This is a genomic window from Bradyrhizobium sp. dw_78 (genome assembly GCF_018449525.1).
Taxonomy (GTDB): domain Bacteria; phylum Pseudomonadota; class Alphaproteobacteria; order Rhizobiales; family Xanthobacteraceae; genus Bradyrhizobium.
This window is the reverse complement of record NZ_JAAVUS010000001.1, coordinates 928,941-949,167: the sequence shown is the minus strand read 5'-3', so window position 1 is coordinate 949,167 and position 20,227 is coordinate 928,941. Positions and strand designations below refer to the sequence as shown.

Below are 20,227 nucleotides of genomic sequence, written 5' to 3'. Positions count from 1 at the left end.
CATCATGAACGCGCCGTTCAAACCTGCCAGCGAAGCCGCCGCCACGTTCGCGCGGCGTCACATCGGCCCCTCGCCCCGCGACATCGCCGCGATGCTGGAAACCGTTGGCGCCGGGAATCTCGACGCGCTGATGGCCGAGACGCTGCCCGCCTCGATCCGGCAGAAGACGCCGCTGGATCTTGGCGCGGCCCTGAGCGAAACCGAAGCACTGGCGCATATGCGCAAGCTGGCGTCGCAGAACCGGATCTTCACCTCGCTGATCGGCCAAGGCTATTCCGGCACGATTTTGCCGGCGGTGATCCAGCGCAACATCCTGGAGAACCCGGCCTGGTACACGGCCTATACACCCTATCAGCCGGAGATCAGCCAGGGCCGGCTCGAGGCGCTGTTCAATTTCCAGACCATGATCTGCGACCTCACCGGCCTCGATGTCGCCAACGCTTCGCTGCTCGATGAGGCTACAGCCGCGGCGGAGGCGATGGCGCTGGCCGAACGCGCCGCGCAGGCGAAAACAAAATCGTTCTTCGTCGATGCGGGCGTGCATCCGCAGACCCTGGCGGTGCTGCGCACCCGGGCCGAGCCATTGGGCTGGAATCTGATCGTCGGCGATCCGGCTCACGATCTCGACCGTGCGGACGTGTTCGGCGGCCTGCTGCAATATCCTGATACGACGGGCGCGGTGCGCGACCTCAAGCCCGCGATCGCATCCCTCCATGCCAAGGGCGCGCTGGCGATCGTCGCAGCCGACCTGCTGGCCCTGACGCTGCTCGCCTCCCCCGGCGAACTCGGCGCGGATGTCGCGATCGGGTCGGCGCAGCGCTTCGGCGTGCCGATGGGTTATGGCGGTCCGCACGCCGCCTACATGGCGGTGCGCGATGCGCTCAAGCGCTCCCTGCCCGGGCGTATCGTCGGGCTTTCGGTGGATTCGCGGGGACAACCCGCCTACCGGCTGGCGCTGCAAACCCGCGAGCAGCATATCCGCCGCGAAAAGGCGACCTCGAACATCTGCACGGCGCAGGTATTGCTCGCGGTGATCGCCTCGATGTACGCGGTCTATCACGGTCCGGAAGGACTGACCGAGATCGCACGCAGTATCCATCGCCGCACAGCGGTGCTGGCGGCCGGACTGCGCAAGCTCGGCTTTGCGCCAAAATCGGAAAGCTTCTTCGACACGGTGACGGTGGAGGCCGGCGCAGGCCGCGACGGGATCATTGCCCGCGCGCTTGCCGAGAAGATCAACCTGCGGATCGGGGAAAGCACGCTCGGCATCGCGCTGGACGAGACGACGACCGCCGCCACCGTCGAGGCGGTATGGCGCGCCTTCGGCGGCACGCTCGCCTATGCCGACGTCGAAACAGGCGCGCGCGAGACGCTGCCGGCCGAATTGAAGCGCAGCAGCGCCTTCCTCACCCATCCGGTGTTCCACGCGTATCGCTCCGAGACCGAGCTGTTGCGCTACATGCGCAAGCTCAGCGACCGCGACCTCGCGCTCGACCGCGCGATGATTCCGCTCGGCTCCTGCACCATGAAGCTCAACGCGACCTCCGAGATGATCCCGCTGACCTGGCCGGAATTCGGCGACCTGCATCCGTTCACGCCGCGCGACCAGGCCGCGGGCTATCACGCGCTGTTTGCGCAATTGGAAAAATGGCTGTGCGACATCACCGGCTACGACGCGGTCTCGCTGCAGCCGAATTCCGGCGCGCAGGGCGAATATGCCGGCCTGCTCGCGATCCGCGGCTATCACGCCGCGCGCGGCGAGCCGCACCGCAACATCTGCCTGATCCCCTCCTCGGCGCACGGCACCAATCCGGCTTCGGCCAGCATGGCCGGCATGACGGTGGTGGTGGTCGCCTGCGACAAGCGCGGCGATGTCGATGTCAATGATCTGCGCGCCAAGGCCGAACAGCATTCGAAAAACCTCGCCGCCGTGATGATCACCTATCCCTCGACCCACGGCGTGTTCGAGGAGCATGTCCGCGAGATCTGCGACATCGTGCATGGCCATGGCGGCCAAGTTTACCTCGACGGCGCCAACATGAATGCGCAGGTCGGGCTGTCGCAGCCCGGCGATTACGGCTCCGACGTCAGCCATCTCAATCTGCACAAGACGTTCTGCATCCCACATGGCGGCGGCGGTCCGGGCGTGGGGCCGATCGGCGTCAAGGCCCATCTGGCGCCGTTCCTACCCGGTCATCCCGCCACCGATGGCGCTACGCCACACGCGGCCGGACCGGTGTCGGCGGCGCCGTTCGGATCGGCGTCGATCCTGACGATCTCCTACGTCTACATCCTGATGATGTCGGGCGAAGGACTGACGCGCGCCACCGAGATCGCGATCCTCAACGCCAACTACATCGCGGCGCGGCTGGATGCGCATTTCCCGGTGCTGTACCGCAATGCGCGCGGACGCGTGGCGCATGAATGCATCGTCGATCCGCGGCCGCTGAAGAATTCGAGCGGCGTCACCGTCGACGACATCGCCAAGCGGCTGATCGACTACGGCTTCCACGCGCCGACCATGAGCTTCCCGGTGCCGGGTACGCTGATGATCGAGCCGACCGAATCCGAATCGAAGGCGGAGCTGGATCGTTTCTGCGACGCCATGATCGCGATCCGCCGCGAGATCGGAGAGATCGAGCAAGGCCGCTGGAAGGTCGAGGCCTCGCCGCTGCGCCATGCGCCGCACACCGTACACGACATCGCCGACGATACATGGGCGCGCGCCTATGGCCGCGCCGAGGGCTGCTTCCCGGCAGGCAGCTCCCGCACCGACAAATACTGGTGCCCGGTCGGGCGGGTCGACAATGTCTATGGCGACCGCAACCTGGTCTGCTCCTGCCCGCCGGTTGAGGCGTACGCGCAGGCGGCGGAATAAAACGACGATATCCTACAATTCGTCATGGCCGGGTTTGTCCCGGCCATTCACGTTCCTACTGCAATGACGGCGGATAACACATCAGCAAAACAGGCGCCGGGACGTCGGCTACTCAACGTCCCCAGCGCCCCGTCCAGCGGTTAGGCATCAGGGTGCGATCAGGACCGGATCCCAGCGCCAAAGGTGATCATTGGTTAGCCTAGTGCCGCCCCACCAGCGATCGATCGGGTTATGCCGGCTGAAATCCTCAGCCTGTATCAAAATTGCCTTACCGAGCGCCGTGAGCGAAAGGCTGCTTGCTTTGTATCGCTCGTAGCGCTCACGCAACTCGTGCATTTCAATCCTGAACGGCCATTCCGCCAGGCCGGAGATCGCGGGCACCGGAGCCAACGCAAGCCCCTCCAGCAGGGTACCGGCCTCCCAATATCCAAACACGCGACGCTGAAAGCGCTGTCTGTAATGAGGAAACACGTCGAACGGATGTCCATAGCCCGCCGAGATCAGCTCCAGAATCCGCATTTCTGATGCACCAAGTCCGGTCGCGCGCCCAGGCAATTCCTCGAGCATTTCCACGACGCAGCGCCGGAGTTGCGGGAGGATGCTCAAATCCCTGGTCAGCAGGTTGAACCAGGATTGAGGCGTTGACGCTCGATAAGCCTGCCAGGCAAGATGTGCGATCTCGAGATGATCGTGCGTGATTTCGACGCCCGCAAACTTCCATTTGGCAAGTTGCTCTGGTGCGGCCTCGCGAAGGGAGGCATCCACGTAACGCAGAACCAAGTTTGTCACGGCCTTTGGGTGAGCATGCAGGTGGTCCAACAGCCAAATCAATACCAGTTGATCGTTCGGCTCCGTTTCCATCCACAATTCGACCGTCTCACAACGTCGGCACAGCTCGATCAATCCGAGATCGTCTGCGCCGATCTTCTTCACAATCGGCTGGGAGACATAATCGAGCCAATGCCCGCGTGGCTTTTGTGTCGTCCGCGCGGCCAACATCGCGGTGAGTTCCGCGTCTGACGGTAACGGCCCCCACACAAGCCGAGGCTCAACCGGAATTACGATGTCCGCCAGACCGGCCCCTTTGAGGCCGCCTGCGCTGGAGCTATGAGCCGTCAGGATCAGACGTGTCATGTTTCTTGCCGGCCGCACAAAACAAACGGGCGCCGGGACGTCAGCTATTCACCGTCCCCAGCGCCCGCGTATCGAAACCCAAGCCGCTCAAATCAAGCCGCTCAGCTCAAGTCCGGAAACCCCTCACTCCTCCGCCGGCTCCTCGCCGTCGGCGTCGCGCTCGGCCGGGCCGGCCAGGATCTGTTCGGCGATCAGGCCGGAATTCTGGCGGATAGCCACCTCGATCTTCGCGGTCATGTCGGGGTTGGCCTTGAGGAACGCTTTTGAATTCTCGCGGCCCTGCCCCAGCCGCTGGCTGTCATAGGAGAACCAGGCGCCGGACTTCTCGACGATGCCGGCCTTGACGCCGAGATCGAGAATTTCGCCCATCTTGGAGACGCCCTCGCCATACATGATGTCGAATTCGACCTGCTTGAACGGCGGCGCCAGCTTGTTCTTCACCACCTTGACGCGGGTGGTGTTGCCGACCACCTCGTCGCGCTCCTTGATCGCACCGATGCGGCGGATGTCGAGGCGGACGGAGGCGTAGAATTTCAGCGCATTGCCGCCGGTGGTGGTTTCCGGCGAGCCGTACATCACGCCGATCTTCATGCGGATCTGGTTGATGAAGATCACCATGGTATTGGATTTGTTGATCGAGGCGGTGAGCTTGCGCAGCGCCTGGCTCATCAGCCGCGCCTGCAGACCGGGCAGCGCATCGCCCATCTCGCCCTCGAGTTCGGCCTTCGGCACCAGCGCCGCCACCGAATCGACCACCAGCACATCGACCGCGCCGGAGCGCACCAGGGTGTCGCAGATTTCCAGCGCCTGCTCGCCGGTGTCGGGCTGCGAGATCAGGAGTTCGTCGATATTGACCCCGAGCTTGCGGGCATAGACCGGATCGAGCGCATGTTCGGCGTCGATGAAGGCGCAGATGCCGCCCTTCTTCTGGCCTTCCGCCACCGTGTGCAGCGCCAGCGTGGTCTTGCCCGAGGATTCCGGCCCGTAGATCTCGACCACCCGTCCCCGCGGCAGGCCGCCGACGCCGAGCGCGATATCGAGCCCGAGCGACCCCGAGGAGATGGTCTCGATGTCCATCGAGCGGTCGTTCTTGCCCAGCTTCATCACCGAGCCCTTGCCGAACTGACGCTCGATCTGGGAAAGCGCGGCGGACAGGGCCTTGGTCTTGTCCATGGAAGATCCTTCGACGATACGCAGGGCGGTGGCGGACATTGTGGTGCTCCTTATGGCGAGGATTCGCTAGCGGGACAAACGGCGGTGTGGATCGAGGGCGTCTGGATCGAGCAATTGGTTCAGCTTAGGGAACCTTGTACCACGTTTGTTCCATGTTCGCAATATGTTCTTTCGAATTGGGGTATTGGCCCCTTTCCATCCCGCTGTTCACGGAGTGGTCCCTTTTGAAAATGCTACGGCTTTTTGAACAACGCTGGCTTGGGCTGCACTGCCTCCCAAAGGCCGACGATTTGCCTGCATGCGCTCCGGATGTCGCGAAGGCGAATGGCATGATCTGGAGCGGGGCCAATCCTCTCTCCAAGGCGCACGTCAGCCACGAAACACAGGTCACGGTCGGGAATCCCGAGCGCGCCCTTTTGGGCTTCCAGCAGAAGCTGCTGCATTGCGACTATGTAGCGCGCCATTTCTCGCCGAATTTCCCCGCGCCTTGTCCGGGTTTCCGGCATCTTGCCTCCGGCAGGATCAGGTGCCTTGGCCACGCGCACGATACCGGCGCCGACCCGGTTCTTGCCTCCGCCGCCGACGATGAAATCGGGACGAATCGAGACCATGACCCCTTCGATTTCGATTGCTTCAAAGTTCGGCGGGGCGCTCAACGCCATCGATCGGAGTCCGAGAGCGTTTTCGTTTCGCTCGAACAGATCAATGATTTCGAGGCAACGCAGGGCTTCGTCTTTGGCTTTCGGGGTTATATCGGCCGCCGCGCTCTTTATGGTTAACTCATCCTTAACCCGAAGCAGAGTGTCCTGTGAGCGTCGCGGGTCTTGGTTATACGCCCGCAATGCCCTCATTGCTGCGCCATTGGCGGTTACAATCGTGGATGTGGAGTACTTGCTGTCATGCAAGATGTTCTGTTGCCCATCTGGGCGAAGAATCAAATATTTGGCTAGGGCAGCCGCAGACAGACGAGGTTCGCGCCGTTCGCGGACCGAGGGATGAAGAGCAGGAGACGAAGCCATGGATGAAGACCTATCGGTTGCAATCGACAATCACAAAACACTGTGGCTTACAGAGATTTCGCGCGTCACCTTTGAGGACCAGGCCCTTGATGATCTTGGGGGAGATGGCGGTGTATTCGTCGTTTTGGAAGATGTCGCCGAAGGCACGTTTGAAGTACTTGCAAAGGCCACTTCAATCTGGGCAGGCGAATCACTGCTAAACATTATTGCCAGCACTCTTCGAAAACCGCCACATTTAACGCTCGTTTCTTGAGTCCTCGATCATTTCCCCTGCGAATCCCCATACGGCGGAGGCGGCAAGCCTTGTGCCTTACGATATTCCGCATCACCCGGAGGCGGAGGAATCTTGTTCGTTGGCGCATCTTTGTAAATCAGCTTGAAGCTTCCTTCCAAAAGCTGAAGCCATAGCTTGCGGTCGGCTTCAGGCCAAACGTCGCCGGTCTTAGGAAGGCGCTTTAACAGGCCGTCGATGATTGGATCGATTGAAGGCGGGTTTTCATCTCCGCCTCCGCCGCCCGATCGCATACGGTCGTTGTCAGCAGGCTTATCCTGCTGGCGCTGCCCCTCATCCTTTTGCGCGATCCCGGGCTTCACAAAGCGACCAGTGCTCGTATCAATAAATCCGGCGTACTGAGCGGATTTCATGAAAGTCTGGCGTGCGCGCTCCTTTTGCTTAGGTGAGACCCCAAGCTGTTCCATCTGCCGTTCAATCGCAGGCGGCGGCGGCAATGCATTGCCCTTGTACTGATCGTACATGACGCGGAATAGTTCGACATTGAGAAACGCCGCAATGCGGGCAATCCGTTCATTCCCTGAGTTGTCGATCACATCACGCCCGGGCTGAGTCAGAGTGACCCTTCCTTGGCCGGTTTCAATCAAGCCGAACATGCGTGCTGCACCAATACGCGTTCGGAACGTCCCGCCCGTAGCGGTTTGCCCCATCCATGCAGCAAGTTCCTCAAGCTCACAGGAGCTACCGGCTTTCGTATGGATGGTTTGCGCGATATCTACCGCGCTTTCTAAATCCGCATACGGAAACTCAATTTCCGACCGAAAACGCTTCTTTTCATCGGCCTTAGCGGCCTCCGCAGTGCCCGCATTATCGTTGCCTGCCATTGGTCTCTCCTGACCGTTTCAAGTCTGTCCGTATACCTCTTCTCACGGAACGGCTATTTCGTCAATTTTTTTCTTGTTTCTATTTTTCGTCATTGACGATGACAAGAAAATCCGTATTACTCGTTGTCAGGAGATTGACCATGACAAGAGTTTGAGTCCTCCGAAGCGCTGGCCGAGCGTCGAAGGGCACGGAAAAAGGAAGGGCCGCTGCGATCTCCCCTCGAAAAGGAACGCAACGGCCCTGCAATCGGCTTCAAAACTGCCCCTTGGTCTAACGGTAGGACGCTCGCTTTTACAGGCTGGGAGGTCCGGGTCCGAATCCCGGCGGGGCCGCCAAGATACGAATTAGTGGGACCGCCGTGGTTGCAGCCGCAACGGCCCCGATCAACCGCCCCGGGGATGAGCCCGAAGCGAATGACTATCTAGCAAATATATGCCTTGCAGGGCTGATTTGCTAGAGTCTCGCCGAAAGCCATCCCTTCAACCCGAAGGATGAGCTTCGTGAACAATCTTTCCCGCGAAAAGCAGATTGAAGTCATTGCCGCCCTCTGTGAAGGCGTTGGCATCCGCACCGCCGCGCGCCTGACTAGCGTCAACCGCGGTACCGTCGGTAGCCTCGCCTTCTGCGTCGGCATGGGCTGCATGGAGCTGCACGACCGCATGATGGTCGGCATCCGCACGGAGCGCCTGGAATTGGATGAGGCGTGGTCATTCGTCGGCAAGAAGCAAAAGAACGTCCAGCGCCACGAAGTCCACGCCAAGGGCGATCAGTATGTGTTCATCGGCATGGCCGGGACGCAGAAGGCCATCATTAGCTGGGGCGTCGGCAAGCGAAACACGGAGTCCACGATGGACTTCCTGCATGACCTTCGCAGCCGGGTTATCAGCAGCCTGAGATTTCAACAGACGGCTTTAAGCCCTATCTCAGCGCCGTCCGTGATGCCTTTGGCGACAGCGCCTCGCATGGAGTGATCGTAAAGACCTACAGCGTAACCCACCTCGTAAAGGAAGCTCAGGGTCGATACTCGCCTGCCGCCGTAGTAGCAGTAAGCAAAGAGGTAGTATCAGGCGACGCGGATCAGTACATTTCAACCAGCTACGTTGAACGTCAGAACCTTTCGCTGCGCATGGGCCAGCGCCGGTTTACCCGGCTCACCAATGGCTTTTCAAAGAAACTGGATAACCACGTTGCGGCGGTCGCGCTGTACGTGGCACATTACAATCTCTGCCGCGTCCACGAAGCCCTCAAGGCGAGGCGAAGGCGTGGGCGTGGTGGACCGTACTTGGGCCATTGGGCGAGCTTATCGATGCTGCGCTCGCTACACAGCCAATTACGCCGATCCCGAGCGCAGAGCGGCGCAAGCTTTTCACGGTAATCGACGGCGGAAAAGGGTGAGTCAAAGTGACTCACCGAAAAGCCTTGCTGAATCAATGATTCTGCTAGTGTGGTAACTAGCAGGGAGATTCGGATGGCAGACGCGACCTACAATCTAAACGGCGGCTTCAAGCCCACAATGAAAAGGTTCGCTGATCTCAGCGGACCTGATTTTTTTCCCACGCCTCGCTGGGCAACGTTCGCGCTGATTGAAAACGAAAAGTTCAATGGCGAAATTTGGGAAAGCGCCTGTGGTGACGGCACCATGTCACGCGTCCTCGAAGAAACAGGCCAGCCGGTACGTAGCTCTGATCTTTACGACCGCGGTTATGGCGAAACGGGATTTGATTTCCTCACACCGCAATGGTCCGCCGATAACATCGTAACGAACCCGCCCTACAACTGCGCCGAAGGTTTTGTTGAAAACGGCGTGAAGCATTCAAATCGGAAATTTGCGCTGCTCTTGCGGCTGGCCTTTCTCGAAGGGGCCAATCGCGCGAATACGATCTTTTCCAAAATCCCGCCAGCACGCGTGTGGGTTTTTAGCGAGCGGATTACCTTCTACCCACATGGCGTTGAACCAAAGGGTAGTGGCACGACCGCGTATGCTTGGTTCGTCTGGGACAAAGATGCGCCGGGCCAAACCGAATTGAAATGGTTCAAGCCCGGCTACAAGGCGAAGTTTGCCTAAGCGACGTCTTCCTTGCAGGGAAGTGCAAGGCCGCCTTGGATAGCGATAAGCCTGCCTTCGTAGATTGCGTTGCCGGGAGACGCTTTGTGCGAGGTGATGTTGCGCACTTGTTGCTCCCAAACCGCCTCGTTCTGCCTGGTTCCTGATTGCTTCAAATCCTCAGCGGATAACTTGAGGTGATTTGGAATTTCCGCAACTAGCTCTTTGATCGTGGCACGTCCGCTAGGGCGTCCTTTCAGGACGTCTTCAACCGCTTTTGCGACTTCATCCTCTGTTACTCTTGGCATTCCCTGCTCCATTTTGGGTAGAGCCAATCAAATGGAGTTCCCGGTTGTATCTTTTAAGTCAGGTATACTGACATAACGCTATTTTCTTCGATGGCCCCTTTTTGCCAGACTGAGTGGCCCCTTCGGCTCAGACGGAGCATAAGGGTCCAGTACTATTAAAGAACGCCGCCGCTCTTTCATCCCCAAGCTAACCCGCTAGTTATCTTCGGCTTTCAATTCAGACGCCGTGTTTAATTCCGCCGTTCTCCCGGCGAACGGATGTCCGTTTTGTGCGGGGGTCCCAATTCCGCCGCGACTCACGCCGACGCATGGAACATCCTTGCGGGGGAGAAGTGCGATGCGGCCGCCTGTCTATGATGTCTACCGGATGAAGGCCGACCGCTTGCCTGACGGCGCCGGGGAAGCATGGCTCAGAACGTGGCCCGGCGAACGACCGGACCCGGATGACTGGGCCTTCTTCGGAAGGGAGCGGCATCCAAGCAGATGGACGATCGCGGAAATGAACAAAAACGGCTTCTGCTATCGCGAGATCCCGAGTTGGATCCGAAGTGCGAAATGGCACGGCCGCAAATGAACCGCGGCCTCGCTTCATCCCGGCGATAGAAAAGCGATGGCCAGCACCATGAGCCAGCCCACCATCACCAGAGACGCTGCCGCGCCGGCGGTGATCTTGAGTTTCTGCCGGATGGTATAGGGCCTCATCGATATCCGTGGGGCGGCGCGCGGGGCACCCGCCAACAGACTTGTGCTAATGTGCGGTGGTGTTTTCGCCGGACTGGCTGTCGCGCTGCCAATCCTCGATGTCGGCAAGCCGTGTCCAGTATTCGGCGATGCTCATCAGGCGGTGAGCCTCGCTGGCGTTCCGCTCCTTGCCGGCTTGGCCGGCTACCCTGGCGGCCCACTTCCTGAAATCCGGTGACTCGGACATGCCGTCCCTCCAAATTCCGACCTACTCATTACGACTCAAGAACGGCCCTTAGGTTCAATCACGTTTCCTCAACGAACGATGAATAGGCCGGCCGTTCAGCGGCGGCCTGCCCGGAAAACACGGCATGCGCGCGGCAATGTGTTCGCCGCTTTTTCAAAACTACTGATCGGCCTCCGTCGTCGTCCTGCCTTGCCGCAGTTCGCTGGCGGTCACGAAGCGCGCGCCGAGCCGCTCGCCCCGGCGCCAGACCACCGTACACAGCCGGCGCACCTCGCCGTCCGCGGTGAATGCAAGTCCGAACATCTTCGACACCGCCAAGGCGCCGACATCCAGACAAACGCCATGATCGGAAACATCGACGACAATGCATTCGATCCATGCCGCATCCGGCGCAGGAATCAGAAATCCCGTTTTGCGCAGGCCGACCCGGACACCCCTGCGCATGCCGAGATCTTTGGGGTTTCTCGCCATCGGTAAGCCGCGAACCTATAGCGTTTTCGCGCGAAAGCCTGCCGTACCTGGAAGGGCGGGAAGCGGGTCGCATGAAGAAACGCGTCAAAAAAGGACTGGAACCTGGTTCCGATGCGATCGGAACCAAAGCGGCTTTAGGCGAAAAGCTTCAACACCTGCTGGCCAGAACCACTAACAATCCTGCGAAATTTTACTGAAAATCCGCAATTGCGCGCCAGCGCCCAAGAGCCGACGCCTATTGGTTGAATCGAAATCTATGTTCAACTTTCCGTCGCTTCTTCATAGCGTTTTCGAGCGAAGTGGATTCCGGTTGGCGTGAAGAAAACGCATCAAAACAAAAGAGGTGAGCCCGGTTCTGATTCAATCAGAACCGATAAGGCTCTAATCGGCGCTCCGCAGCCGCCGCATCGTGAACTCGATGTCGCCGCCGGGCAGTTCGCGCCAGCTTTCCACGCCGCTCATATAGGCGGCCTTCGGGTAGCGGGAGAGGAAATCGCGCGCCCTGGTCCGGGCCGCCTCGCGCGGCAAGATGAAGGTCTCACGCAGATAACCATCGTCCGGCTTGCGCCGGCCGGCCATTCGGCTTGCGAGATCGCGTGGGGATGAGGCCATGTCGTAAACTCCGACACATCACGACCGGCTCAATATAGTGCGCGCAAACGCTCATCCGAGTCCGCCAGACGCTGCCCCATCGACAAAAGGGCATTTGCAAACCCGAACCGCGCCGCGAGGCATCGGCCTTCGCGCTCGCGTGTCGGGCATCCCAGCCCGCGCCTAGTTTGCGTTGCTACCGGTTTTGATACGCGGCTTGGCCGGGGTCTTGGGGGCCGCAGCCTTCGCCGAGGCCTGCGGCGTGTCACTGCGGACCGCGCCCCAGGGATCGGCGGAGGTCTTGGCGTCCGGAATTTTCCTCAGCGAATCCTGGTAGGCCTTGTCCCGCACCTTGTCGGCCTCGATTTCCTCGGGCGTCTGGGATTTCATTTCCGGAATCAGGTTGATGTTCGGCATTTGCGCATAGGCTGCCCCCGTCAACAGCGCGCCGGTCAGCAACGCGATGAACGCCGCTGCGCATAAAACTCTCATGGGATGCTCCTCATATTGATCGGAAATATACCATCACGCCGGGGGCGAGGCCAAGCACGCAGGTTGGCGCATCACAAGTGGTCCGCCTTGCATGATTTCGGCATCCAATCGTCCCAGATCGGGCCGCATTTGGTACAACCGTTGAGCAGCAGGCCCATCGCGATCACGCCTGAAATCAACACCGATCGCCTGAACATCATCCACCACTCCCGGCCAATTCAATTATACGATCCGAGATCCGGCATTTTCAAGCCGAAGGGCCGCTGGCGCTTGCGGGCGAATGCCGCTCCGCGACAGGCAGAAACATATGGACAAGGAGGAACCAGCATGCAGCGAGAACCCTCGCCTGGAGGGTTCTCGCCGGTGCATTCGTGTTGCACAGCGGGATATCCGCGCGATTCTCAAGGAGCCTATTTCGGCTTCTTCACCGCATCCGGGGGCCGTGCCACGCCCCATGGATCGTATTTTTCCTTGGGCTCGGGTATTTTATCGAGCGCAGCCTTGTAGGCCTTTTCATCGACCTTCGGCTTTTGCGCATCGGTCTTTTTGTCATCGCTTTGATGCCGCTTGCCGCCCATCTGGGCATGAGCAGGCATCGCGATCAGCGCCACCATAGCCGTCGCCATCACGAAGGATTTCATTGCCCAACTCTCCTCGCTGTTTCTTCCTGCCGCCGCTTTTGCCCCGGCAGGCTGCCTGCAACCCGATGATGGTAAACAGGGGACCGGCACATGAGCCAAGCATAACCGTTCGCGCCGCCAGTTTCAGCATCTGGCGTGGGTCGTTACCGAAAATTAAATTGACCGGCGGACGCCGGGTGATGTTAAGCGGCGCGAGGCAGAGGCTGCGAATGGAACGGATCCTTTTTCATATCGTGTTGATCGCAGCCGCAGCGCTCCCGCTGGCGGGATGCGGCTTCGCCGACAGCCATGCGCCGCTGCCGGAGTTCATGCGCACCAAGGACAGCGATCCTCCACCGCTGGAGCCGCCGCCCAATGTCAAGCAGATCGTGCGTGAACATCTGGATTCGGTATTTGTCGCGCAATCGGCTCCGAGCAATGTGCAGGTCTCGGCGGCGCGCCACGATCTTCGCGGCCCGGGCTGGACGGCTTGCGTCAAGGCCGAACTGACGTCAGCCACCGGCAAGCCGCTCGGCGTCGAGACCTATCGCATCACCATCAATGACGGGCTGATCTACGACCGTCGGCGCGCCGAGGACGCAGACAATTGCGTATCGGAGAGTTACGAGCCGATTTAGATTCTTGTTTTGATGCTTCGCGCAAAAACGCGATGGAGCGTCAGGAGGCCCGGATGGCGGCGAAGAAACCTTCGACGCTGTTACTGAGCGTCCCGGATTGCAGCATCAGTTCGCTGGCGGACGACAGCAGTTGAGCGGCGGTCCGGCCGGTTTCGCCGGCGGCCAGACTGACGCCGCTGATGTTGCTCGAAACCTCCTGAGTGCCCCGCGCCGCTTCCTGGATGTTGCGCGCGATCTCGGCCGTGGCCATCCCCTGTTCCTCCACCGCGGCGGCGATGGCCGTGGCGATCTCATTGACCGAGGCGATCGTCACGCCGATTTCCTGGATCGATCCGGCGGATTCCCTGGTCGCTTCCTGGATAGCCAGGATCTGCTGGCCGATCTCGCCGGTCGCCTTCGCGGTCTGTTCCGCCAAGGCCTTTACTTCGGAAGCCACCACGGCAAACCCCCTGCCCGCCTCGCCGGCGCGCGCCGCTTCGATGGTGGCATTCAAGGCCAGCAGATTGGTCTGTCCGGCGATGTCGTTGATGAGATCGACGACGGCGCCGATCCTCTGCGCCGTTTCCGCAAGCGCCTGCATCGCGGTGCTGGATCGGCCGGCCTGCTCCACCGCCATCCCGGTAATTCGAGTGGACTCGGTGACCTGACGGCCGATTTCCGCGACCGACGACGTTAACTCCTCCGAGGCGGACGCCACCATCTGCACATTGGCGGACGCCTCTTCCGAGGCCTCCGCGACCGCGGTCGATTGCCTAGTCGATTCTTCCGCATTGGCGGTCAGGACATCGGCCGCTTTTTGCAAATCGGCCGCCGAGCGGCCGAACGTATTCAGCACGGTCTTTATCTGGCCGTCAAAACCCTGGATTGCAGCAGCCATTTTCTCCTGCCGCTTCTGACGATCCGTCAGCATCGCTTCCTGATAGACCGAGATCGCGATGTCCATGTCCAGCATCACCGCGCAATTCACCGCCGTAAGTACGTCCGACAACCGGCGCGTTCTCCAGCGGTAATGACGAATGGCAATCGTTGTGAGCTGGCTGAGCACAAAATTATAGCCGCCGATATACCACCGCGGCTCCAGCCCGATCTTGTTGTGGATGAGACCGATCGCACGCACGCCCTGCATGTATTCGTGATCGAAACGGCCATTGAACAGCCGGCTCCAATGAGAGCCCTGCGCCGCCTTGAGGCGTGGAATGTCGTTGCCGACCAGCCGCGCAAGGTGAGGCTCCCCGGCGACATGCCGATAGAAGCCCTCGAGAAGCTCGGGCAGCGCCGGTTGCACCACCTTCCAATATTCGCGCAACAGTTCGCCGGTCCCGGCGTCGATGCGCATGAAACGCATCCGTGTTTCGCGATCCTGAGCGGCGTCGGCGGCAATCGGTCCTGCCATGAACCTGTCCTTCATGAACCCCTGATCCTTTGACTGAAGGAAATTTTGACGGGAGGAAATTTCATCGGACGGATTTCGTCCCGAAAACGCAGAGCCCGTTGAGGCGCACACGAATGCGATATGCTAGCAGCGGAAGGTTAAATCGATTCTGTGTTAAATTCCGAGCGCCATAACTTGATTTAGGTTGTTGATCTACATCAAGGCAAACCTGCCGACGCCGATCTTGTTCAAGCTGCGCTCGCTGCATACGATCGATGGAGCGGAATCGAGAGAACGAATGGCGACTTGGATTTTAATTTGCGCCACTTTTAATTTGAGCCGCGATCCAATTCTGATAGAGGCAGTTGCAATTTCCGGCATGCGCCGGAAAAATTTCAGTCACTTTGCGTAGAAACCCTTTAGCGAGCCAAGTTGGCAAAGTACCCCGAAATACAATTTGCATCACTCTGCGTAACCTGCCCCAACCGCATATCCGGCTTTTGCGGCGCCCTGCTCGGACCGCCTCCGGAAGACCGGACGGCAGACCAGAAGCCCGGTTGGCAGAATTTCGTTTCGGCCCGGGCGGGCAAACAGCTCGCCGACCGGAATCAGGCTTCCGGCGACGTGTTCGTGCTCTGCTCGGGCTGGGCTTTCCGATATTTCCAGCTTGCCGATGGCCGCCGGCAAATCCTGAAATTCCTGCTGCCCGGAGATCTGTTTTCGCCTGTCGCCATCTTCGAAAAAACATTCCTTTTCTCGGTCAAGGCATTGACCGAAGTGGGGGTGAGCGGATTCGCGCGTTCTGCGATCCATGCGAAATGCACCGCCAGTCCAGACGTTCAGTCGGCCATCGTGAATTCGTGCATCGCCGAGGCTCGCGACACCACCGAGCTTCTTACCGCATTGGGCCAACGTTCGGCCGAAGAACGCATCGCCCATCTGCTGCTGCATTTGATGCCGCGCATCGCGGCCCGCAACGTGATCCGGGACCAACGCTATCCCTTTCCATTGCGCCAGCAGCACATCGCCGACGCGGTCGGACTGACTCCGGTGCATGTCAGCCGGATATTCAGACTGCTCCGCGACCGCCACCTTCTGGAATTATCGGAAGGCGTGCTGAAGATTCTCGACCTTCCGGAACTGGAGAGAATCGGGGCGCTGAAATGATGGCGATCGGGTCATAGCGTTTTCGAGCGAAAGCCCGCCCGCATTTGGATAGCTGGCCGATGCCGGCCCGGACGCCCGGATTCGTTTACGCAGCCTCGTCCGCCCGCGCGACCAGTTCCAGCGCAGCAAAGTCGATCTCCGCCAGCGGGCGCGGCCGACCGTAAAGATATCCCTGCACGTAATTCACGCCATGGGCCCGCAGCAGATCAAACTGCGCGTTGGTTTCCACGCCTTCGGCGGTCACGGCAATCTGCAGTTCCTGGGCGAGCGTCAGGATCGACGCCACCACGGCCGTACAATCGGCCCGCGTCAGCAACCCCTGCGTAAACGACTTATCGATTTTTATTTTGTCGAATGGAAACAACAATAGGTAGCTGAGCGATGCGTAGCCCGTTCCGAAATCGTCGAGGACGATGGTTATGCCGCGGTTCTTGAGCTCTTGAATGACCAGGACGTTGCTTTCCTGGTCTTTCAGCAGCAACGATTCGGTGATCTCCAGTTCCAACCGCCCCGGCGCCAGCCCGGTTTCCACCAGCACGCGCCGGATCATTTCGAATAGCGTGCCGGTGCGGAATTGCGCGGCCGACAGATTGACCGCCACCTTGACGCTGTCAGGCCAGGAAACCGCGTCCGCGCATGCTCTTTGCAGGATCCATTGCCCCAGTGGCTCCATGAGCCCGGTTTCTTCAGCGATGCCGATGAAACGGTCTGGCGCCAGCAGGCCCTCGACCGGATGGCGCCACCTGACCAGCGTTTCCATTCCGTGCAGCCGCAACGTCCTGGTATCGAACAGCGGCTGGTAATGCAGTTCAAATTCGTTGCGCGACAGCGCTCCCCGCATGTCGTTGACAAGCTGAAGCCGCGCGATGGCCTTTTCGCCCAGATCCTCGTCGAAGAAGCTGAAGCCGTTGCGTCCCTCGGACTTCACCCGGTACATCGCGAGGTCGGCCTTTTTGAGCAGTTCCTCGACATCGGTGCCGTTCACCGGAGCGAGCGCGATGCCGATGCTGGCTCCGACACCAACATCCCGCCCTTCCAGATGAAACGGCCTCGCGACCGTTTCCAGGATCCCGACCGCCAGTTCGATCGCATCATCCCTCTGATCCGTTACCTCCGTTTGAATGATCGCGAATTCATCGCCGCCGAGCCGCGCCACGATGTCCGTTTCACGGAGCGATGATTTCAGGCGGCACGCCAGCTCTGTGAGCAGGTGATCTCCGGCGGCATGGCCCAGTGTGTCGTTAACATGCTTGAAGCCGTCGAGATCGAGCAGACAAACGGTCATGCCGCGCCGCCGCATATCGACCAGCGCTCCGTTGGCTCTTTCCAGCAGCGAGGTCCTGTTCGCAAGTCCGGTCAACGCATCGTGGCTGGCAGCATAGGAAATCTGGGCTTCGGCGCATTTCCGCGCCGTGATATCGATCCGGATCGCCATATAGGAAACAGGCTTGCCGTTGACCCCGAGTTGCGGCGTGATGACCGTGTCGACCCAATAGAACGAGCCGTTCTTGGCCCTGTTGCACAATTCACCGCGCCAGACATTGCCGCGCGCGATGCATTGGTACATCGCGCGGAAGAAGGCCGTCGAATGCGCGCCGGAATTCAGAATGCGGTGGTTCTGCCCCAGCAATTCGGTGCGGGAATATCCGCTGATCTTGCAGAAATTCTCGTTGGCATAGGTGATGTTGCCGCGCAGGTCCGTCACCGCGACGATGACGGCTTGATCGATGGCATATTGTTTTTCGATCAGCTCCTGCCTGGCCGCCTGGGCGCGGGCTTCCGCCAGCCACGGATCGGTGATGTCCTTGTGAACCTCGATCAACCCGCCATCGCGCATGGGATGGCGGGTGACGGCGAATATATTTCCATTCCTGAGTTCGTCGGTCGTATCGAGCGCCTCCCGGGAAAGGGCATTGCCGAGGCAATCGGCGATATACGACTCCGCATTCAGCGGACCGCAGGACGACGCCACGCGGCTTTCGAGAATTTCGCGCAGCGATGTCCCAGGCCGGGTCTGGGCCGGCGTCAGTCCATACATTTCGGCGAACTGGCCGTTACTGACCACGACCCTGAGGTCCGCGTCGAAAATGCATAATCCGTTCGGCGTGCTTTCGATCGCCGCATACAACGATGCCGTGCGCGCATCGATCGAACGTTGCCTGATGCAGATGCTGCCTGCGAACACGCCCGCCAGCATCAGCGGGACCATGCAGAGTCCCGATATCCCGGTCGTCATTTGAAACGCCACGGCCGTCAGGCCGACGACGACCACCGTAACCGGTCCTGGCAGGCGGACTTCAGGAATCGTCCGCTCTTTTAAATATTGGCTCAACAACTTCATCGAGAGTTCTTCCGATGAATCCCGCCCCAGGCTTTGCCTAACGGCGTGTTTAAGTGCGGCGGCCGGAAACGGCCCGCGCCAGGATGTGTAGGATGTCCGGGTTAATCCTTCAGCGTGCCGACTTGATCTGCGTCGTTAACCTGGATCAACTCGCGCAGTGCTGTCCATTTTTTAATCGCCTGCTGTCGAGAGTTTCGTCTTGCGGGCAGGATTGACGTTATGGGAGCATCTTCGTCAAAGCGGATATCAATTGGCCTGAAGCCATTGTTTTCCTGTACAAAAGCGATCTTCGCCGTTCCCGCATTTGATAGGTCGAACCAGCAGAAAGACGTCAGTAATGCTGAAGAAAATCGTGATGAGTATCGCCCTGGCCTGTTTTCTGGGCACAGCGGCCAGCGCGCAAGAGCCGAAGACGGGCGGCACCATCAATGTGGTGATCCAACCCGAGCCACCCGGCCTGAATGTCGCGATGCTCCAGAACGGCCCGACCCAGATGGTGTCGGGCAACATCTTCGAGGGCCTGCTGCGCTACAGCCCGAAGCTGGAACCGCTGCCTGGATTGGCCGAAAGCTGGACCGTCAGCGACGACGCCAAGGTCTACACCTTCAAACTCAAGCCGGGCGTCACCTGGCACGACGGCAAGCCGTTCACCTCGGCCGACGTGCTGTTCACGGTCGACATGCTGAAGCAGACCCATGCGCGGGCGCGCGGCAACCTGGCGCAGATCGACAAGGTCGAGGCGCCCGACGATCTTACCGTGGTGTTCACGCTGAAGCAGCCGTTCGGGCCGTTCATCAACATTTTCGAGGTCGGCTCGTTTCCGATCATGCCGAAGCACCTCTATGAGGGCACGGACTACAAGACCAATCCCTACAACAACGCGCCGATCGGTACCGGTCCGTTCATGTTCAAGGAGTGGCAGAAGGGTTCGTTCATTCACCTGGTCAAGAACCCGAGCTACCATGAAAAGGGTAAGCCCTACATCGACGACATCTACTGGCAGGTGATTCCCGATGCGGCCGCGCGGTCGGCGGCCTTCGAGACCGGCAAGATCGACGTATTGCCCGGCGGCTCGGTCGAGAATTTCGACGTGCCACGCCTGAGCAAGCTGAAGGATGTCTGTGTCACCGGCGACGGCTGGGAATTCTTCAGCCCGCTGGCGTGGCTGTGGCTCAATAACCGCTCCGGCCCGACCGCGAACAAGAAGATCCGCCAGGCGATCATGTATGCGATCGACCGCGACTTCGCCAAGGACGTGATCTGGAACGGCCTCGGCAAGGTCGCGACCGGCCCGTCATCCTCGGCCATCAAGTTCTATACCGACGACGTGCCGAAATATCCCTACGATCCGGCCAAGGCCAAGGCACTGCTCAAGGAAGCCGGCTACAATGGCGAAAAGATCCGCCTGATGCCGCTGCCCTATGGCGAGACCTGGCAGCGCTGGGGCGAAGCCGTGAAGCAAAACCTTCAGGATGTCGGCCTCAACATCGAAACCGTCGCCACCGACGTGCCCGGCTCGAACCAGAAGATCGGCGATTGGGATTACGACCTGGCCTTCAGCTATCTCTATCAATATGGCGATCCCGCGCTCGGCGTGGCCCGCAATTACATCTCGAGCCAGATCGCCAAGGGCCAGGTGTTCAACAATGTCGAGGGCTATTCCAATCCGGAGATCGACCAATTATTCGCTGAAGGCGCGGTCGCCACGCCGGACTCGAAGCGCAAGGAAATCTACGACAAGATCCAGAAGATCCTGGTCGACGACGTTCCGATCGCCTGGCTGCTCGAGCTTCAGTTTCCGACCATCACGCATTGCAAGATCAAGAACCTCGTCACCACCGCAATCGGCGTCAATGACGGCTTCCGCGACGCATGGATCGACAAATGAGGCTCCCGACCGGCGCGCCATTCATCATGAGACGGCGGCGATAGAG

General features: G+C 60.0%; 22 protein-coding genes. 9 read left to right on the top strand and 13 right to left on the bottom strand.

The features are described 5' to 3' along the window. Positions 1-4: 4 nt before the first annotated feature. On the top strand, positions 5-2,878 hold the full coding sequence (gene gcvP, locus HB630_RS04310) for an aminomethyl-transferring glycine dehydrogenase (RefSeq protein ID WP_213770261.1): 2,874 nt from the start codon (positions 5-7) through the stop codon (positions 2,876-2,878). Positions 2,879-3,025: 147 nt separating this feature from the next. On the opposite strand, the gene HB630_RS04305 is transcribed toward gcvP, so the two are convergent. From HB630_RS04305 to HB630_RS04295, 3 genes are all read right to left on the bottom strand, one after another. After that, positions 3,026-4,012 (bottom strand): DUF1835 domain-containing protein, encoded by a 987-nt coding sequence (locus HB630_RS04305; RefSeq protein WP_213770260.1) that lies wholly within the window; start codon positions 4,010-4,012, stop codon positions 3,026-3,028. Positions 4,013-4,135: 123 nt separating this feature from the next. After that, positions 4,136-5,224: a recombinase RecA gene (gene recA, locus HB630_RS04300; protein WP_213770258.1), complete on the bottom strand. Its 1,089-nt coding sequence runs from the start codon at positions 5,222-5,224 to the stop codon at positions 4,136-4,138. A 194-nt stretch (positions 5,225-5,418) separates the two neighbouring features. Beyond that, positions 5,419-6,090 carry a hypothetical protein gene (locus tag HB630_RS04295; protein WP_213770256.1) on the bottom strand — a complete coding sequence of 224 codons (672 nt, stop codon included), beginning with the start codon at positions 6,088-6,090 and terminating at the stop codon, positions 5,419-5,421. Positions 6,091-6,202: 112 nt separating this feature from the next. Between HB630_RS04295 and HB630_RS04290 the strand changes: the two genes are divergently transcribed. Further along, a complete protein-coding gene (locus HB630_RS04290) occupies positions 6,203-6,457 on the top strand; it encodes a hypothetical protein (protein WP_213770255.1) in 255 nt (84 codons plus the stop codon). A gap of 8 nt (positions 6,458-6,465) precedes the next feature. On the opposite strand, the gene HB630_RS04285 is transcribed toward HB630_RS04290, so the two are convergent. Continuing rightward, positions 6,466-7,320: a hypothetical protein gene (locus HB630_RS04285; RefSeq protein WP_213770254.1), complete on the bottom strand. Its 855-nt coding sequence runs from the start codon at positions 7,318-7,320 to the stop codon at positions 6,466-6,468. A 501-nt stretch (positions 7,321-7,821) separates the two neighbouring features. On the opposite strand from HB630_RS04285, the gene HB630_RS28260 reads away from it, so the two are divergent. Together HB630_RS28260 and HB630_RS04275 are read left to right on the top strand one after the other, a co-directional pair. Further along, positions 7,822-8,292, top strand: coding sequence for a hypothetical protein (locus tag HB630_RS28260; RefSeq protein WP_249780631.1), 471 nt, complete (start codon positions 7,822-7,824; stop codon positions 8,290-8,292). A gap of 497 nt (positions 8,293-8,789) precedes the next feature. Beyond that, positions 8,790-9,386: a hypothetical protein gene (locus HB630_RS04275; protein WP_213770253.1), complete on the top strand. Its 597-nt coding sequence runs from the start codon at positions 8,790-8,792 to the stop codon at positions 9,384-9,386. Here the strand turns inward: HB630_RS04275 and HB630_RS04270 are convergent. The 3 genes from HB630_RS04270 to HB630_RS04260 all read right to left on the bottom strand — a co-directional run bounded on the left by HB630_RS04270 (position 9,383) and on the right by HB630_RS04260 (position 11,045). Beyond that, complete coding sequence (locus HB630_RS04270) at positions 9,383-9,700, bottom strand: hypothetical protein (RefSeq protein ID WP_213770252.1); 318 nt, start codon at positions 9,698-9,700, stop codon at positions 9,383-9,385. The two genes, HB630_RS04275 and HB630_RS04270, sit on opposite strands and share 4 nt — an antisense overlap. A 721-nt stretch (positions 9,701-10,421) precedes the next feature. Next, positions 10,422-10,601: a hypothetical protein gene (locus HB630_RS04265; RefSeq protein ID WP_213770251.1), complete on the bottom strand. Its 180-nt coding sequence runs from the start codon at positions 10,599-10,601 to the stop codon at positions 10,422-10,424. 159 nt (positions 10,602-10,760) lie between these two features. Next, complete coding sequence (locus HB630_RS04260) at positions 10,761-11,045, bottom strand: PilZ domain-containing protein (protein WP_213770250.1); 285 nt, start codon at positions 11,043-11,045, stop codon at positions 10,761-10,763. Between the two features lie 98 nt (positions 11,046-11,143). Here HB630_RS04260 and HB630_RS28600 point away from each other — a divergent pair, with 98 nt between their 5' ends. Continuing rightward, the gene (locus HB630_RS28600; protein WP_276571580.1) at positions 11,144-11,269 is read left to right on the top strand and encodes a hypothetical protein; all 126 of its coding nucleotides are present in this window, start codon (positions 11,144-11,146) and stop codon (positions 11,267-11,269) included. A 184-nt stretch (positions 11,270-11,453) separates the two neighbouring features. On the opposite strand, the gene HB630_RS04255 is transcribed toward HB630_RS28600, so the two are convergent. From HB630_RS04255 to HB630_RS04240, 4 genes are all read right to left on the bottom strand, one after another. Beyond that, positions 11,454-11,684: a hypothetical protein gene (locus tag HB630_RS04255; protein WP_213770249.1), complete on the bottom strand. Its 231-nt coding sequence runs from the start codon at positions 11,682-11,684 to the stop codon at positions 11,454-11,456. 162 nt (positions 11,685-11,846) lie between these two features. After that, positions 11,847-12,155 carry a hypothetical protein gene (locus HB630_RS04250; protein WP_213770248.1) on the bottom strand — a complete coding sequence of 103 codons (309 nt, stop codon included), beginning with the start codon at positions 12,153-12,155 and terminating at the stop codon, positions 11,847-11,849. Positions 12,156-12,226: 71 nt separating this feature from the next. Then, a complete protein-coding gene (locus tag HB630_RS04245) occupies positions 12,227-12,355 on the bottom strand; it encodes a peptidylprolyl isomerase (protein ID WP_249780630.1) in 129 nt (42 codons plus the stop codon). 210 nt (positions 12,356-12,565) lie between these two features. Beyond that, complete coding sequence (locus HB630_RS04240) at positions 12,566-12,796, bottom strand: hypothetical protein (protein ID WP_213770746.1); 231 nt, start codon at positions 12,794-12,796, stop codon at positions 12,566-12,568. Between the two features lie 209 nt (positions 12,797-13,005). On the opposite strand from HB630_RS04240, the gene HB630_RS04235 reads away from it, so the two are divergent. Continuing rightward, entirely contained in the window at positions 13,006-13,413 is a 408-nt protein-coding gene (locus tag HB630_RS04235; protein ID WP_213770247.1) for a hypothetical protein, read from the top strand. A gap of 40 nt (positions 13,414-13,453) precedes the next feature. Here the strand turns inward: HB630_RS04235 and HB630_RS04230 are convergent, their stop codons facing one another. Beyond that, positions 13,454-14,821 carry a globin-coupled sensor protein gene (locus HB630_RS04230; RefSeq protein ID WP_276571579.1) on the bottom strand — a complete coding sequence of 456 codons (1,368 nt, stop codon included), beginning with the start codon at positions 14,819-14,821 and terminating at the stop codon, positions 13,454-13,456. Positions 14,822-14,993: 172 nt separating this feature from the next. Here HB630_RS04230 and HB630_RS04225 point away from each other — a divergent pair, with 172 nt between their 5' ends. Both HB630_RS04225 and HB630_RS04220 read left to right on the top strand, forming a co-directional pair. Beyond that, complete coding sequence (locus tag HB630_RS04225) at positions 14,994-15,197, top strand: hypothetical protein (RefSeq protein ID WP_213770246.1); 204 nt, start codon at positions 14,994-14,996, stop codon at positions 15,195-15,197. 20 nt (positions 15,198-15,217) lie between these two features. Then, on the top strand, positions 15,218-15,952 hold the full coding sequence (locus HB630_RS04220) for a Crp/Fnr family transcriptional regulator (protein WP_249780629.1): 735 nt from the start codon (positions 15,218-15,220) through the stop codon (positions 15,950-15,952). 85 nt (positions 15,953-16,037) lie between these two features. On the opposite strand, the gene HB630_RS04215 is transcribed toward HB630_RS04220, so the two are convergent. Next, complete coding sequence (locus HB630_RS04215) at positions 16,038-18,293, bottom strand: EAL domain-containing protein (protein WP_213770244.1); 2,256 nt, start codon at positions 18,291-18,293, stop codon at positions 16,038-16,040. Positions 18,294-18,630: 337 nt separating this feature from the next. On the opposite strand from HB630_RS04215, the gene HB630_RS04210 reads away from it, so the two are divergent. Continuing rightward, complete coding sequence (locus HB630_RS04210) at positions 18,631-20,181, top strand: ABC transporter substrate-binding protein (RefSeq protein ID WP_213770243.1); 1,551 nt, start codon at positions 18,631-18,633, stop codon at positions 20,179-20,181. The last annotated feature ends 46 nt before the right edge of the window (positions 20,182-20,227 follow it).

What these genes read in the sequence shown, in the direction of transcription:
- gcvP (WP_213770261.1), top strand. Translation starts at nt 5, where the DNA reads ATGAACGCGCCGTTCAAACCTGCCAGCGAAGCCGCCGCCACGTTCGCG.
- HB630_RS04305 (WP_213770260.1), bottom strand. Translation starts at nt 4,012, where the DNA reads ATGACACGTCTGATCCTGACGGCTCATAGCTCCAGCGCAGGCGGCCTC.
- recA (WP_213770258.1), bottom strand. Translation starts at nt 5,224, where the DNA reads ATGTCCGCCACCGCCCTGCGTATCGTCGAAGGATCTTCCATGGACAAG.
- HB630_RS04290 (WP_213770255.1), top strand. Translation starts at nt 6,203, where the DNA reads ATGGATGAAGACCTATCGGTTGCAATCGACAATCACAAAACACTGTGG.
- HB630_RS04285 (WP_213770254.1), bottom strand. Translation starts at nt 7,320, where the DNA reads ATGGCAGGCAACGATAATGCGGGCACTGCGGAGGCCGCTAAGGCCGAT.
- HB630_RS04275 (WP_213770253.1), top strand. Translation starts at nt 8,790, where the DNA reads ATGGCAGACGCGACCTACAATCTAAACGGCGGCTTCAAGCCCACAATG.
- HB630_RS04265 (WP_213770251.1), bottom strand. Translation starts at nt 10,601, where the DNA reads ATGTCCGAGTCACCGGATTTCAGGAAGTGGGCCGCCAGGGTAGCCGGC.
- HB630_RS04260 (WP_213770250.1), bottom strand. Translation starts at nt 11,045, where the DNA reads ATGCGCAGGGGTGTCCGGGTCGGCCTGCGCAAAACGGGATTTCTGATT.
- HB630_RS28600 (WP_276571580.1), top strand. Translation starts at nt 11,144, where the DNA reads ATGAAGAAACGCGTCAAAAAAGGACTGGAACCTGGTTCCGATGCGATC.
- HB630_RS04255 (WP_213770249.1), bottom strand. Translation starts at nt 11,684, where the DNA reads ATGGCCTCATCCCCACGCGATCTCGCAAGCCGAATGGCCGGCCGGCGC.
- HB630_RS04250 (WP_213770248.1), bottom strand. Translation starts at nt 12,155, where the DNA reads ATGAGAGTTTTATGCGCAGCGGCGTTCATCGCGTTGCTGACCGGCGCG.
- HB630_RS04245 (WP_249780630.1), bottom strand. Translation starts at nt 12,355, where the DNA reads ATGATGTTCAGGCGATCGGTGTTGATTTCAGGCGTGATCGCGATGGGC.
- HB630_RS04240 (WP_213770746.1), bottom strand. Translation starts at nt 12,796, where the DNA reads ATGAAATCCTTCGTGATGGCGACGGCTATGGTGGCGCTGATCGCGATG.
- HB630_RS04235 (WP_213770247.1), top strand. Translation starts at nt 13,006, where the DNA reads ATGGAACGGATCCTTTTTCATATCGTGTTGATCGCAGCCGCAGCGCTC.
- HB630_RS04230 (WP_276571579.1), bottom strand. Translation starts at nt 14,821, where the DNA reads ATGAAGGACAGGTTCATGGCAGGACCGATTGCCGCCGACGCCGCTCAG.
- HB630_RS04215 (WP_213770244.1), bottom strand. Translation starts at nt 18,293, where the DNA reads ATGAAGTTGTTGAGCCAATATTTAAAAGAGCGGACGATTCCTGAAGTC.
- HB630_RS04210 (WP_213770243.1), top strand. Translation starts at nt 18,631, where the DNA reads ATGCTGAAGAAAATCGTGATGAGTATCGCCCTGGCCTGTTTTCTGGGC.